This window comes from Bacillus yapensis, assembly GCF_005280205.1.
In the GTDB taxonomy this organism is placed as follows: domain Bacteria; phylum Bacillota; class Bacilli; order Bacillales; family Cytobacillaceae; genus Robertmurraya; species Robertmurraya yapensis.
Map to the genome: position 1 here is coordinate 165,700 of NZ_SUND01000007.1, position 13,972 is coordinate 179,671.

At 39.4% G+C, this 13,972-nt stretch carries 14 protein-coding genes; 3 read left to right on the forward strand and 11 right to left on the reverse strand.

The annotated features are described in order from the left end of the window. Positions 1-3 precede the first annotated feature (3 nt). The 7 genes from FAR12_RS10680 to FAR12_RS10710 form a co-directional block, all read right to left on the reverse strand. Complete coding sequence (locus tag FAR12_RS10680; protein ID WP_126408652.1) at positions 4-852, reverse strand: DNA-3-methyladenine glycosylase family protein; 849 nt, start codon at positions 850-852, stop codon at positions 4-6. 91 nt (positions 853-943) lie between these two features. Beyond that, entirely contained in the window at positions 944-1,738 is a 795-nt protein-coding gene (gene pdaA, locus FAR12_RS10685) for a delta-lactam-biosynthetic de-N-acetylase (protein ID WP_126408653.1), read from the reverse strand. 69 nt (positions 1,739-1,807) lie between these two features. Beyond that, complete coding sequence (locus tag FAR12_RS10690; protein WP_126408654.1) at positions 1,808-2,029, reverse strand: hypothetical protein; 222 nt, start codon at positions 2,027-2,029, stop codon at positions 1,808-1,810. A gap of 121 nt (positions 2,030-2,150) precedes the next feature. Then, on the reverse strand, positions 2,151-2,675 hold the full coding sequence (locus FAR12_RS10695; RefSeq protein ID WP_126408655.1) for a CueP family metal-binding protein: 525 nt from the start codon (positions 2,673-2,675) through the stop codon (positions 2,151-2,153). Between the two features lie 90 nt (positions 2,676-2,765). Next, positions 2,766-4,013, reverse strand: coding sequence for an MFS transporter (locus FAR12_RS10700; protein WP_126408656.1), 1,248 nt, complete (start codon positions 4,011-4,013; stop codon positions 2,766-2,768). A 108-nt stretch (positions 4,014-4,121) separates the two neighbouring features. Next, positions 4,122-5,666, reverse strand: a complete 1,545-nt coding sequence (locus FAR12_RS10705; RefSeq protein WP_126408657.1) for a fumarate hydratase — start codon at positions 5,664-5,666, stop codon at positions 4,122-4,124. Between the two features lie 224 nt (positions 5,667-5,890). Further along, a complete protein-coding gene (locus tag FAR12_RS10710) occupies positions 5,891-6,076 on the reverse strand; it encodes an SE1561 family protein (RefSeq protein ID WP_126408658.1) in 186 nt (61 codons plus the stop codon). Between the two features lie 209 nt (positions 6,077-6,285). On the opposite strand from FAR12_RS10710, the gene yfkAB reads away from it, so the two are divergent. After that, a complete protein-coding gene (gene yfkAB, locus FAR12_RS10715; RefSeq protein WP_126408659.1) occupies positions 6,286-7,407 on the forward strand; it encodes a radical SAM/CxCxxxxC motif protein YfkAB in 1,122 nt (373 codons plus the stop codon). 40 nt (positions 7,408-7,447) lie between these two features. On the opposite strand, the gene FAR12_RS10720 is transcribed toward yfkAB, so the two are convergent. Further along, on the reverse strand, positions 7,448-8,245 hold the full coding sequence (locus tag FAR12_RS10720) for a YfkD famly protein (RefSeq protein ID WP_126408660.1): 798 nt from the start codon (positions 8,243-8,245) through the stop codon (positions 7,448-7,450). A gap of 113 nt (positions 8,246-8,358) precedes the next feature. Next, positions 8,359-8,742, reverse strand: a complete 384-nt coding sequence (locus tag FAR12_RS10725) for an OsmC family protein (RefSeq protein ID WP_126408661.1) — start codon at positions 8,740-8,742, stop codon at positions 8,359-8,361. 128 nt (positions 8,743-8,870) lie between these two features. On the opposite strand from FAR12_RS10725, the gene FAR12_RS10730 reads away from it, so the two are divergent. Then, complete coding sequence (locus FAR12_RS10730; protein WP_170972163.1) at positions 8,871-10,037, forward strand: MFS transporter; 1,167 nt, start codon at positions 8,871-8,873, stop codon at positions 10,035-10,037. Positions 10,038-10,228: 191 nt separating this feature from the next. Then, entirely contained in the window at positions 10,229-12,151 is a 1,923-nt protein-coding gene (locus tag FAR12_RS10735; protein WP_126408663.1) for a heavy metal translocating P-type ATPase, read from the forward strand. 394 nt (positions 12,152-12,545) lie between these two features. On the opposite strand, the gene FAR12_RS10740 is transcribed toward FAR12_RS10735, so the two are convergent. Both FAR12_RS10740 and FAR12_RS10745 read right to left on the reverse strand, forming a co-directional pair. Then, the gene (locus FAR12_RS10740; protein WP_126408664.1) at positions 12,546-13,004 is read right to left on the reverse strand and encodes a GNAT family N-acetyltransferase; all 459 of its coding nucleotides are present in this window, start codon (positions 13,002-13,004) and stop codon (positions 12,546-12,548) included. 130 nt (positions 13,005-13,134) lie between these two features. Beyond that, positions 13,135-13,935: a YihY/virulence factor BrkB family protein gene (locus tag FAR12_RS10745; protein WP_246010371.1), complete on the reverse strand. Its 801-nt coding sequence runs from the start codon at positions 13,933-13,935 to the stop codon at positions 13,135-13,137. Between the last annotated feature and the right edge of the window lie 37 nt (positions 13,936-13,972).

Genomic DNA, 13,972 nt, shown 5'->3' on the forward strand with positions numbered 1-13,972 from the left:
GTTCTACATTGCTTCCTCAAGACTTCTCCATAAATATAGGGAAGCATAGCTTAAATAAGGCTCCCACGCCTTTTTATATTCTTCCATCTCTTTTAGAGTTGGCTTACTCTCAAGATTATATAGTTTTTTCAATGCATTTTGGAGACCAATATCTGCCACTGGAAAAAGATTCGGACGACCTAATCCAAACATCAATAGATTCTGGACAGTCCACGGTCCGACACCACGAAGCTTGATTAATTCCTTCATAATCTCTTCATCTGTTTTCTTATGAAGACTATCTATATCTAGAGTCCCATCTACAATGGCTTGAGCAATGCCGATGACATACTCCGCTTTTCTACCGCTAAATTGCAGCTCCCTTAAATCCTCGACAGCAAGACTCGCTACTTTTTCAGGCTGTGGGTAAAAGAATACGCCTTCTACTTCAGAGCCGAATGTCTTCACAAACCGCTCCGTTAACGTATGCGCAAAACTCAAGTTTAACTGCTGATGAACAATACATTTTAATAGACAGCCATAAGCATCAAAATCAAGGACCAGTGGTGTTCCTCGATGTTTTTCAAAAATCGGATATAGATCGGTCATTTGAAAATGATCATGAATGTCCGTTAACGGTTTGTTCCATTGAAAAATATGGGCAAGTTTTTCGATGACTTCGGGATTATCTGAAGAAATGCTGAACTCTGGATCATCCGTACTCCCGATCGCTTTCACTTCAACCACCTGTCGTCTCTCATTCACCATAAGCGGAACTTTGACACTTCTATTGACTCTATCAATCGCATGAAGTGGATCAAGAGCAAGCCTGTCCAACACCAAATCAAAATTATAAGGTCCCGTAATTTTCACCGTTATCCCACCTAGTCAATTTGCCGATATTATAGCATTAATTACGAAAAAAAGCCCATTCCCGAACTTTACGAGACATGGGCCTTATCACTTAAAAAAGGATTGGGTTCTTCATTGCTTTACTTTTCATCAAATCATCGAGAGTCTTAAACGTATACCCTCTCTTCTTTAAGTCTTTAATGGCTTTTTCGAGAGCATCGGCATTATCCTTGGATACGCTATGAAGCAGAATCACGGCACCAGGATGAACTTGTCTCATAATATTGTCGTAGGCGTATTGCCAGCCTCTTTGCTCATTGACCTTCCAATCGACAAAAGCAACCGACCACATGATATGGGTATAGCCTTGTTCCTTCGCAAGCTTAAGGGTTCTTTCGCTAAGCACGCCTCGAGGTGGACGTAAATACACCATATTTCTAATTCCCGTGATCTCTTCTGTTTTCTTTCGAACTTTTTCTAATTCCCTCTCCAGCCGACCATCATCAACCTTTGTTAAATCAGGGTGATAATACGAGTGATTGCCAATAATATGACCATCCTCCGCCATTCTTCGAACCAAATCAGGCTGGCTTTCCAAATAGTGTCCTGTTAGAAAAAATGCTGCAGGGACCTTTTCTTTTTTCAGAATGTCTAAAAACTGTTCCGTATAGCCGTTTTCGTATCCATTATCAAAGGTTAAATAAATATCTTTTCTTTCTGGGTCCCCTTTGTATACGGCATCATATTTTTCGAGTAGCTGGTCTAACTCTGGCCCCGCTTCAGCAGGCTGCTCATCTCTACCTTTTTTAAAACCCCAGTGAATAGCTGTATTGCTAACACTTGCTGAAGCAGTGGTGGTAACGAGCATAAAAGTAAATAGGAAACAAATACTTCGTTTAAGTTTCATTCCTTCTCCTCCTACTAACACTTTTTCCTTATTTTTCGTTAATTGGAGGGAAAAGATGATTTACAATGATTACCTTTTCGCTGAAACAGCAAATCCAAAAGCTATAAATGGCAAAAGTATAAATAAGATAAAAATTCCTTTTTGCGTCGCAAGAATAATGGCTGGCACGAGCAGTGCTAACCCGCTAAAAAAGTGCGCGAGCCAAGACTTTTTCCAAAGGCCAAAAAGAAACAACAATCCACCCAAAATCAATAATCCCCATAGACCGATTCCCACTAATAAGAAATCCATTGTGAATTCCTCCGAATCATTTTTCTTTAGTATATTCAGGTTTTGTACAAGTGGAGACTACTTCTGGAACTAAATTGGATCAAAAAACTGCATCTCAAATTGATTGAGATACAGTTCATTTTTAGCTCAACTTCATCGTGGTGACACAAGTCCCATCCTTTTCAAAAGTCGATAACTCCGATGATACGGTTTTTCCGTCATAAGCAATCGTAATTTTATAAGTTTCATCACGAGGAAGCCATAAATCGAAAAATCCGTTTGCTTGAGACATCATCTTTTCGTCTACTACAACATCGCCATCTTCATTTTCAATATGTACATCGAATTCTTTTTCTACCAATTCTCCTTGACAGCCAGTCAAGCTATGATTCGTACAAGGATGAGTTTCATTGATATAAGGTGCGATGGAAACAAAAAATTCATCTTCCGGAAGGTCATACAATGTCTCTTTCTTGTCTAGATCGGTAACAATCAATTGCGTTGATGTAATGGATGCAGTTTCGTCTTCAATACTCCATGTACTATAATCATGAACCAATTGCTTAATGTCCACCGATTCATCATTACTAGGAGTACTCTCCTCACCACTACAAGCAGCCAACAACATACTAGCAAACAAAATAAGGGTCAAAATCTTTGATTTCATATAGTCACCTCAATTCGCATTCCCTTATTTTAAAATTATACTATTTCTGTCCTAGATGAAAATCGATTTCCGATACTAGACACAATATTTTCATTTTTTCGCCATAAAATCTCTATTATCCACGTCCAATTTAATTTCTTGGTCGTTCAACTTCTCAAAAATAGGGTGCATCCAGCAGATTAAATTCGTTAAGACCATCAGGCCCCCTAGAACGACAAATAATAGAGGAATGGAAAAGGCTTCGGCAAACATACCACCTAATGCTGCCCCAAATGGAATGCCTGCCTGTGCAAGCAATATTCTCACTGAAAAAACTCTGCCACGTAAATGTTCAGGAACTCTGCGCTGATATAAAGTCGTATTATTGATGTTAAAAATAATTGCAAATAAGCCTTGGCCAAATGAAAACACGAGGGCGAGCCAATAATAAGGGGTCCAAGCTAGGCCAATAAATAATACTCCGTCTATGAATAAAGAACCTAACATCACTCTTTTTCGATTCTTCGGTTCTTTGAGGATTCCTGTCAGCAATGAACCACCCAACATGCCAAGAGAAAAAGCTGAAGTAAATAATCCATATTGAAAAGCTGTTCCACCTAATTCATCCGTAATATAAGGGAGAAACATTGGTTGAGCCGCACCAGAACTAAAGTTAATGAACATCATCATGATGCCGACCCAGAACAATACGGGATAGACACGATAGAATTGCAGTCCCTCTTTAAATTGAAAAAACCAACTTTCCTTTTGTTCTACACGTTGTGTTTTCGAGCTTGGATTCATCATCAACAGAAGTCCTGCTATACCCAAAGCAAGAATCAGGATATAGAGCACTAACTCTACACTAAATGCAGAAATCAAAATCCCCCCTAAGGTCGGTCCCAAAAGAGTCATTAACTGCCCAGTTCCCTCTAATATAGAATTCCCTTTTGTTAATTTGTCCTTTGGCAATATATCCGCAATATAGGCCATGCTGGCAGGATAAAACAAAGGTTGAGCGAGTCCAATCGCAACGGATATGATGTATAAATGCCAGGATTCTAAAAACTCAAAAGGCAATAAAATGGCCGGAATAAGAAAGACTGCAGCACGGAACCATTCTGAAAAAATCATGACTTTTTTTCGATCCCATCGATCCAAATAAGGACCAGCAAACATTTGCATAATGATATTCGGAAGCATGAAGCTTAGCCAAATACTTCCCATCGCCATCTTCGAACCAGTCATTTCATACACGAGCCAAGATAATGAAAAGGTAGCAAACGTACTTCCTAATCCAGAAGCCGCTTGTGCGAGCCAAAGAAACACAAACTTTCTATCCTTGAATAATTCCTTCATCTCGTCCCCCTTAAACACAACAAACGCTTGAAATTGTATATTCAAGCGTCTGTAAAAATATCTGTATTTACTTAAATTCTCTTCTTTTTTGCGACTTCCTGCCGAGACTTAAAATACTCGTTCTATAAATTGAGCTAGTTTTTCTAATGAAGATTTATCTACATCTTTATGCAGGCTGTTTCCGTGAGCATCCATCGTCACAACCGCCGTAAAGCCTTCAACACTTAGATGCCACATCGCTTCTGGAATTCCAAATTGCATTAAATCAACACCATCAACGGACTTAATACAATCAGCATAATATTGAGCAGCTCCACCAATGGCATTCAAGTACACGCCACCATGTTCTTCTAAGGCTGCTAAAGTTTTCGGACCCATACCACCTTTGCCGATGACTGCGCGGATTCCAAATTTCTTCATGATATCCCCTTGATAAGGCTCTTCACGAATACTTGTCGTTGGACCCGCTGCTTTTACATGCCAATTGCCTTCTGAATCCTTCAACATAACCGGACCACAGTGGTAAATGATTTGACCATTTAGATCTACTGGTGCGTCATTTTCTGATAAATACTTGTGAATCGCGTCACGTCCTGTGTACATTCTGCCATCAATACGGACGACATCTCCCACTTTTAGCTCACGAATCTGCTCTTCCGTAATTGGCGCTTTTAACGTGATTACTTCAGGCTCAGCTTCAATAGCAGCTGCTGATTCTTTTTCAGTCTCCGGTGCAAAATCAATTTTATCTCCCTCTTGGTATAACCATTCATTGATTTCACCTGTTGCTGCATCAACGACGACCCCAAGGCGACGGAATGCCCAACAGTTGTAAGCTACAGAAACGAAGAAGCTTGCTGGAATACGGTTCATAACGCCAATTTTACAACCTAAAAGAGTTGTTTCTCCACCAAATCCCATCGTTCCAATGCCAAGCTCGTTGGCATTTACCATAATATATTCCTCTAGTTTACGAAGGTCTTCATGCGGATTCACGTCATCATTCGAACGGAAAAGCTGTTCCTTCGCTAAATCATAACCTGAAGAACGGTCACCACCGATTCCTACCCCAATGAAACCGGCACTACATCCTTGACCCTGCGCTTGATAAACAGAGTGCATAATACATTTACGAATCCCGTCTAAATCACGGCCAGCACGACCTAAGCCATCAAGCTCACAAGGTAAGCTGTACTGGATGTTTTTATTTTCACAACCGCCACCTTTTAAAATCAGGCGCGCATCAATATAATCCTTTTCCCATTGCTCAAACTTCACAACTGGAAGACCAAGTCCCAGGTTGTCCCCACTATTCTCCCCTGTTAGTGAGTCTACTGAGTTTGGACGAAGCTTCCCGTCCTTAGTCGCTTCCGCAATCGCGTTTTGAATGGCTTTTTTCAATTCTATTTGGTTAACCCCAACTGGTGTTTTGATTTTAAAAGTTGGAAGTCCTGTGTCCTGACAAATCGGTGACACATTATCATCCGCCATTTTGATGTTGTTCGTAATCGTCGCTAAGCTCATTGCCGCACGTGTACCAGCGCTTTCTTTTTCCTTGGCAGCTTTGACCGCACGGCGCACATCTTTTGGTAAGTTAGTTGAAGTTTCAACAATCAGCTTGTACATACTGTCTTGAAATTTTTGAATGTCCATGGAAGTTTCCCCTTTCCCTTTATCCCCTTTTGCCTGTAAAAAAGTAAACGCTTAACCTTTGTTTGTGAAAATTACAATAATTCTTCGATTTTTATTATACTCCTATCGGCTTTTGATTGAAAGTGGGGCATCTTGAGAAGCTTATTTCGGAAATCTTAGCAAGAATTTCGGAATTTCCTCACCTTTTTCAGAAATTAAAAAAGAGCCCGTCGGCTCTCCTTAATTTACTCATCTCGGTTTTTGAATTCACGGCATTTTGATTCTAAATCATCAATGATTGAAATTAGACGATCAATATCCTCTAGCTCTGTGCTTTCAGGCTCAATCGCATCTAAGAGGTCTAAAAACATACCTAAACGTTGCTTTAAGAAAACGACCTGGTCGCCTTTTTCTTTAATCGGATTACCCATTGTTGTTTGCTCCTTCCAATAAAACACTTTCCTATAAACATCGTCTTCCATCGTACAATACCCTTTTCATATAGGCAACATGTATCGAACGAAAAATAAGAGAAATACATTGACATAACGCACATAGAAATTGATAATAAAGGTATTTTGTGTTAGCTATAGACTGTTTTCGCATAATGATCGAAAAGAGTAAAAAAGGAGTTTTCTTCATGAATATAACTAAAAGACAAATAACTCCCAGCTTTGATCCTTGGGAAGCCTATTTGGATGTAGAGCAATACGGGAAGATGACATTAACGAATGTCGAATTTACCACAACCACTTTGTGCAATATGCGCTGCGAACACTGCGCAGTCGGATATACATTGCAGCCAAAGGACCCGAATGCCCTTCCCTTCGATTTACTTGTCAAACGATTGGACGAAATCCCGACCCTTCGCTCATTAAGTATTACGGGTGGAGAGCCGATGTTATCGAAAAAGTCCGTTGAGAATTACGTGCTCCCTTTACTTCAGTATGCCCATTCTCGAGGAGTTCGTACTCAAATCAACTCAAATTTAACGCTAGATTTGGAGCGTTATTTAAAAATAGCACCTTACCTAGATGTATTACATATTTCACATAACTGGGGTACCCTCGAGGATTTCGTCGAAGGTGGATTCGCAATGATGGAACGAAAGCCGACCGTGGAGCAACGTGCTATTCTTTTTCAACGAATGATTGAAAATAGCCGTGCTTTATCAGAAGAAGGCGTGATGGTATCAGCAGAGACGATGCTAAGCAAGCGGACATTGCCTCACCTTGAGCATATTCATCATCAAATTGTGGAAGAAATGAAGTGTGGAAGGCATGAAGTGCACCCTATGTACCCATCAGATTTCGCCTCGGCCCTAGAGGTATTGAGCCTTGATGAGATTCGCGATGCAATTCATCATTTGCTTGATATCCGCGATGAAAATACATGGATGCTGTTTGGCACATTGCCATTTTACCCTTGTAGTAGCAATGAGAAAGATTTGGAGCTTCAGCAACGCCTTTACAATAGTAAGAAGGTAACTGTCCGCAATGATCCCGATGGACGCTCACGCTTAAATATCAATATTTTCACAGGCGATGTGATCGTGACTGATTTTGGCGATACACCTCCACTTGGCAATATTCAAACGGACACACTTCCTGCAGCTTATGAAAAGTGGATGCAGTCTGACTTAGCAAGAAGCTTGAATTGCCATTGTCCTGCTGTCAAATGCCTTGGCCCGAACGTCTTGGTGAAAAATAGTTACTATCCAGATATCGATTTCCAAAATCGCAAAGCGAAGATCACTCTATGATAGAGAAAACGTCGACCAATGAACTGGCCGACGTTCTTTTTTATACAGGTTTGTCCGACGCAATAAACTGAAATGAAATGTAATCCTGAATTGGGATCCATGCGCCGATTCCTTGTGAAGTCACGTTCTTGACAACAATCATTTTTTTATTGCCTTTGAGCATTAAATAAACCTCTCCGTAAGTTACCTTGCCTTTTTCATTGACCGCAGGTGCATAGCCATACAAGTATCCAAGTCTTTTTGGAGCGATGTTATAAATATGACCTTTCTTCGTTCCTGCTCCAACTACGGTTTGGAATGCTAGAGGTAGATTTGTTTTTTCCGCTGCTCTTAGGAGCATCATTTTTTTCACATCATCCGCTTGTGGCACTTTCGCCGTTAAGCCACCCTCCACAATCTTTTGCGCTTCTTGAACATAGTGAATTTGATAATTCGCCTTTCCGCCACGATTATCATAATAATTCGTATTCACTTTTTGATACTCCCAGTTAGGAGCCGTTTCGGTTGATTCATAGTTTAAAGGCCAATGGCCTAAATAAATCACGGCACGGTAACCGATCGCAAATGGCGTGCTATTCACATTTGTCTCATTAAGCATTCGGATTAAATTTGGATTCTCAATTTTCACTTTTGTCGTTGCAATTAAATCCGCTGTCAGCTCACTTGGCTGCAATCTTGGCAAATCCTGCGTTGGATTTGGGTACGTATTTTCCTTCGTAATATTGAGTACCGAATCTGGGACCTTTATATCCTCAACCTTTTTCGCTGCTAACGCATTCGGTATGGACAATTGCAAAATGAATAGTCCAACTACTAAAAAGGGTATCATTTTTTTCATAATGAGTAGAACTCCCTTCACAATATGTAGGAGTCAATTCCATTCGTCACGTATCCTTTAGAAATCAACTCGTACACATAGTTTTTTCAGAGTTCTACCATCTTATCCAAAATTTAATTTACTAATTCGAAGGACTCTTCAATCTCGATGCTATCGATCACCGATTGAACCATCGAACAATTTTTCCGCGTTAACACCATGATTTTCTCCATTTGATGTTCTTCGATCTGTGCACCTGAAATGGTAAAATGCAAATGTACCTTCTCCACTCTGTCTGCCTTTTCAGGATTTCTTTCCACATCCGCCTTTATATGAATATCATCATAGCTAATTCGCTTTTTCTCTAGAATTTTTCTCATGACGCCACCACTACAAACAGCAATGGATGAGACAAGCAACTGAAATGGGCGGAACCCATGATTCTCATCACCAGCAATATTCAATCTTCCATTCGCTGTTTCTGTATAAAATCCTACTTCTTTAATTTTAAACTCCATGTTGTTCACCCTTTCTTATCCCTAATAATACAAAGAGTTGTTCTTTTTGACAAAGATTCCTTCTTGCCAAAATTCCCTATTATCAGTTAACATCAGGAAGAATATAGAAATCATGGGGTATACACAAAATGAACATAAGGCTTTGGATTCTCGTTGGTATTGTTGCGATTTCTGGATTTTCTCAAGGAATGCTCATGCCACTTATCGCGATTATTTTTGAACAGGATGGACTTTCGTCGTCCATCAACGGATTACATGCAACAGCCATTTACATCGGAATATTAGGCATCTCACCTTTTATGGAAAAGCCATTGCAAAGGCTTGGCTTCAAGCCAACAATCATTATAGGAGGAATAATTGTTATTCTATCGATGGCACTTTTTCCTGTATGGAAATCATTATGGTTTTGGTTTATTTTGCGACTATTGATTGGAATCGGGGATAGTCTCCTCCACTTTGGAACCCAAACTTGGATTACCTCCTTCTCCACTGCGGCCAACAGAGGGCGAAACATAGCACTCTATGGGGTATTTTTCAGTTTAGGATTTGCTGGTGGACCAATGATGACACGACTACTCGAAATAAATGAAAGCTTGCCGTTTATCCTATCAGCTGTTTTAAGCTTGCTCGCTTGGGTGACCATCTTTTTGCTAAAAAACGAATTTCCTGCTCAAGATTCAATCCAAGATACATCCTTTTTTAACACCTTTAAGCGTTTTGGACAAGTTTGGAAATTTGCTTGGATTGCCTTCCTCCCGCCATTCTGCTACGGATTTTTGGAGGGTTCTTTAAACGGAAACTTTCCTGTGTATGCGTTAAGAATTGGCATTGACGTCGATTCCGTATCGATCATATTGCCTGCTTTTGCCATTGGAACAATCGTTTTTCAAATGCCACTTGGTTATTTAAGTGATCGTTATGGTAGAAAAAAGATATTAAGCTTTGTTATGAGTGCTGGTTTTCTGACCTTTATCGCGGCTGGAATATTCGAAGCATCTGAAACAGCACTGTTTATCTGCTTTTTTATTGGTGGGATGTTAGTTGGCTCTACATTCTCTCTTGGCATCACCTATATGGCGGACCTTCTTCCAAGACAATTTCTCCCTGCTGGGAATATTATGTGCAGTGTTTTTTATGGAATTGGCAGTATGACAGGACCATTTATCGGTGGCTTGATGATTCAATACTTAGAAGGGGTTAGCTTTTTTTATTTGATCGGACTAATGCTTATTAGCATTTTTATTGCGTTATTCTTCTTTAAACCACGCAAGGAAATGAAAGGACTAACACTGTAAAAAATGCTTCACGAAACGAACACCTTCTGATATAATTAGAATAAATATAAATTAATAGTTTTTAGAAATAAACCCGCTGTCATCCATTTGATGACAGCTTTCGTGTTTTTCAAGGGTACTGATGATGATTATTTTTCTCAATTAGAGTATTTAATTGATATTAATTCTCACTACAAGGGGAGGACATAGAAATGGAAGCAGAAATGAACAGAGTAGCAGAAGTTCACACACCTAAAGAAAGTAGACTTGAAAAAATCAAACCACATGCCGAATTAATTGCAGCAATTTTAAGTGGTGTTTTAATTTTAATTGGTTGGATATTAGAAAAAAATGATTTAACGACAGCATCGATTGTCTTCTTTCTTTTCGCCTTTGTGATCGGAGGATTTGCAAAAGCAAAAGAAGGCATTGAGGATACGATTGAAAACAAAGAACTCAATGTGGAAATGTTAATGATTTTTGCCGCGATTGGCTCTGCCATCATTGGCTATTGGACTGAAGGAGCGATCTTAATCTTTATTTTCGCAATGAGTGGTGCCTTAGAAACATACACAATGAACAAGAGCCATAAAGAAATCTCCGCTCTTATGGAGCTACAACCTGAGGAAGCTTTAGTTGTCACAAACGGGATTGAAAAAATCACAGCCGTTTCGGATTTAAAAATTGGTGATTTGATTCTTGTTAAGCCTGGGGAGCGCGTTCCTTCAGATGGTCGAATCGTTAAGGGACAAACACATGTGGATGAGGCTGCCATTACAGGTGAATCGATTCCCGTTTCAAAAGGGATTGATGAAGATGTTTTTGCTGGAACGGTGAACCTGAACGGATCAATTACAGTTGAAATTACAAAAGCGAGTACGGAAACCCTTTTTCAAAAAATTATTCAGCTCGTCCAATCTGCGCAAAGCGAGAAATCCCCTTCACAGCTTTTCATTGAGAAATTTGAAGGGACTTATGTAAAGGTCGTTCTTGCCGTTGTAGCTTTAATGATGTTTTTACCTCATTTCTTACTAGACTGGACTTGGACGGAAACCTTTTATCGCGCAATGATTTTACTCGTTGTCGCTTCACCTTGCGCCCTTGTGGCATCCATTATGCCAGCAAGTTTGTCGGCGATTTCAAATGGGGCAAGACATGGAATTCTTTTTAAAGGTGGTGTCCATTTAGAAAATCTCGGTCATTTAAAAGCAATCGCTTTTGATAAAACAGGTACATTAACAAAAGGAAAGCCTGAAGTTACGGATGTTTTCGTTTTAGAAGGATTAGAAAAAGTTGAAATTCTATTGATCACCGCATCGATTGAAAGTCATTCAACCCATCCATTAGCGAACGCCATCGTACTGTATGCAAAAAAGGAACTTCAAAAACCTCTTATGACACTGGACAGTATTGAAGACGTTTCAGGTTATGGGGTTCAAGCATCTATTAAACAGGATAATTGGAAAATTGGAAAAGCCAATTTTGTTGGAAAAGCGGAAGCCGATGCATTCTTAAATGGGGTTGCAACGAAATTATCAAACGAAGGGAAAACCGTTGTTTTTGCGAAGAAGAATGACGTCATTGTTGGCGTTGTTGCTTTGAAGGATGTCGTCCGTGACGAAACGAAGGAAGCAATCAAGACATTAAGAAAAAAAGGCATTTACACGGTCATGCTGACAGGAGACAGCCAGAGTACAGCTAGCGCAATCGCAGCAGAAAGCTATGTGGATGAATTTATCGCAGAATGCTTGCCAGAAAATAAAGTGGATGAATTGAAAAAACTGAAGGAACGATTCGGACAAGTGGCAATGGTCGGAGACGGTATCAATGACGCACCCGCTCTTGCAACAGCTAATGTGGGAATTGCCATGGGTGAAGGGTCTGGCGTGGCACTCGAAACGGCCGATGTCGTTTTAATGAAAAACGAATTGCCACGCATTGCCGAGGCTATTAAACTATCAGAGAAAATGAATCGAATCGTCAAGCAAAATGTGATTTTCTCGATTAGTGTCATCATGCTACTTATCATCACGAATTTCCTTCAATTTATCGACCTTCCATTCGGTGTCATTGGCCACGAAGGTAGTACAATTCTTGTTATTTTAAATGGATTACGGCTATTGAAGTCTAACTAATAGGAAGGCTCTGTTATTGTTGATTTTCTACAGTTGTACCCACTTAACCGGAGAAATTCCTTTTATTTTTGAAAAATTAGTGGATATTAAGTGAAATAGGCGGAGATTTTCAGCTTAATAACATAAAAAGCCTTAAAATCAGATAACATGTATAGCCCTAACAGGAAAAATTCCGCTTATTTATAGGGAAGAAAGAGGATTTTCTTGATTTAGCCGGAATTTTTCCTTCTATTTTTCAATGTAATAAAATCAACCCCCACCTTTAACAGAGCTAATTGAAAAAGCAAACTCTCCTTAAATGGTGGGTTTGCTTTTTGCATATTATTTATTTTCTGCCACTCAAAAGCACTTTGTATCGGCGTTTATCCGGTTCGGTTCTTAAATCTAAATCCTTTTAAATGTTATTTTCGTTCTTCCACTCATACTGAATATCAGGTAAATTTTCTTCATTTTCATGGCCTCTACCTATTATTTCAAATCCATTCTTTTCATAAAATCTCTGTGCGTTTTTATTTATTTCAAAAGTGTATAAGGTTAATACTCCGTCTGATTGTGCTTTCGCTCTCTCTAGTAATGCTTGACCAATACCTATTCCTTGATAATCTTTATGAACATAAAGCTGGCTTATTTCCGTTTTATTGTAGGCAACCATTCCTACTACACTTTCATTAATCAATGCTAAGTCTATTTGAAATCGCTCTAGTAATATTTGATCTAAAAAATACAAATGACTCTCGAAGCTATGCTTTTCTTTCTGACCAATTGCTCTCTCTTTACTTTCTCTCCACATTTTCACTGTTTGCTCAGCATACTTAGGATCGTATGGAGCGAATAAGATTTTGTGTTGGTCCATTATCACACTTCCCAATTTGTATAGTATTTTTCCAAATAATCGACATAAAGATTAATTTGCAAGATTCAAAGTTCATACACGTCCCCTCCAAATAACAACAAAATGACGTATGGAGATCACATACGTCATTTCAACAGCTATCATCCTTTAAATAACTCGACAAAGCATTGATTTCTCCTCCGAGAATAATAATAATCCCAGACAGATAAAACCAAATCAATAGGACAATCACGGCTCCTATACTTCCGTACATCGCCGAGTAATTGCCAAAATTACTGACATAATACGAAAATCCACCTGAAACGAGTAACCAGCTAATCGTTGAAAAAATTGCTCCTGGCAAAGCATCAATACATTTAAACTTTTTATTCGGGGCAAGCCAGTATAGAACAAGAAAAACAATAAAAATGATAATGGCACTGACTAACCAGCGAAACATATTCCAAAACGCAAGAAAGAGGTTTGTATACCCGAAAGTGTCAAACAAATACAGTCCGATTTGCTTACCGAACACAGGGAGTAGCAAGGCAACGATAAACACAAAGATCATCGCTAAGGTAAATAGAACGGCAATCCCCCTTGAGACAATAAAAGAGCGATTCTCCTTCACCTCATACGCTTTGTTAAAAGCACGTATAATTGCATTCAAGCCATTGGAGGCAGACCAAATCGTTGCGATAATCCCGAATGATAGTAACGTACCACTTTGGTGACTCATGATTTCTGTTAGGTTGGTATTGATAAAAGCCATCGTCTCTCCTGGCGCGAAATCTGCAACCACTCCAAGCATTTCTTCCTGTGTAATTGGTAAATAGGGAATCAGTGAGACAAGTACAATCAAAAGTGGAAATAGAGACAAAAGGAAAAAATACGCCAGCTGTGCGGCTAATCCGAAGACATCATCCTCTTCCACCCTTTTCCATAAAAACATCAGCCCTCTTATACTGAAAAGCTCCATTCCACCACCT

What these genes read in the sequence shown, in the direction of transcription:
- FAR12_RS10690 (WP_126408654.1), bottom strand. Translation starts at nt 2,029, where the DNA reads ATGGATTTCTTATTAGTGGGAATCGGTCTATGGGGATTATTGATTTTG.
- FAR12_RS10700 (WP_126408656.1), bottom strand. Translation starts at nt 4,013, where the DNA reads ATGAAGGAATTATTCAAGGATAGAAAGTTTGTGTTTCTTTGGCTCGCA.
- FAR12_RS10745 (WP_246010371.1), bottom strand. Translation starts at nt 13,935, where the DNA reads ATGTTTTTATGGAAAAGGGTGGAAGAGGATGATGTCTTCGGATTAGCC.
- FAR12_RS10735 (WP_126408663.1), top strand. Translation starts at nt 10,229, where the DNA reads ATGGAAGCAGAAATGAACAGAGTAGCAGAAGTTCACACACCTAAAGAA.
- FAR12_RS10740 (WP_126408664.1), bottom strand. Translation starts at nt 13,004, where the DNA reads ATGGACCAACACAAAATCTTATTCGCTCCATACGATCCTAAGTATGCT.
- FAR12_RS10730 (WP_170972163.1), top strand. Translation starts at nt 8,871, where the DNA reads ATGAACATAAGGCTTTGGATTCTCGTTGGTATTGTTGCGATTTCTGGA.
- FAR12_RS10695 (WP_126408655.1), bottom strand. Translation starts at nt 2,675, where the DNA reads ATGAAATCAAAGATTTTGACCCTTATTTTGTTTGCTAGTATGTTGTTG.
- FAR12_RS10710 (WP_126408658.1), bottom strand. Translation starts at nt 6,076, where the DNA reads ATGGGTAATCCGATTAAAGAAAAAGGCGACCAGGTCGTTTTCTTAAAG.
- FAR12_RS10725 (WP_126408661.1), bottom strand. Translation starts at nt 8,742, where the DNA reads ATGGAGTTTAAAATTAAAGAAGTAGGATTTTATACAGAAACAGCGAAT.
- yfkAB (WP_126408659.1), top strand. Translation starts at nt 6,286, where the DNA reads ATGAATATAACTAAAAGACAAATAACTCCCAGCTTTGATCCTTGGGAA.
- FAR12_RS10720 (WP_126408660.1), bottom strand. Translation starts at nt 8,245, where the DNA reads ATGAAAAAAATGATACCCTTTTTAGTAGTTGGACTATTCATTTTGCAA.
- FAR12_RS10705 (WP_126408657.1), bottom strand. Translation starts at nt 5,666, where the DNA reads ATGGACATTCAAAAATTTCAAGACAGTATGTACAAGCTGATTGTTGAA.
- pdaA (WP_126408653.1), bottom strand. Translation starts at nt 1,738, where the DNA reads ATGAAACTTAAACGAAGTATTTGTTTCCTATTTACTTTTATGCTCGTT.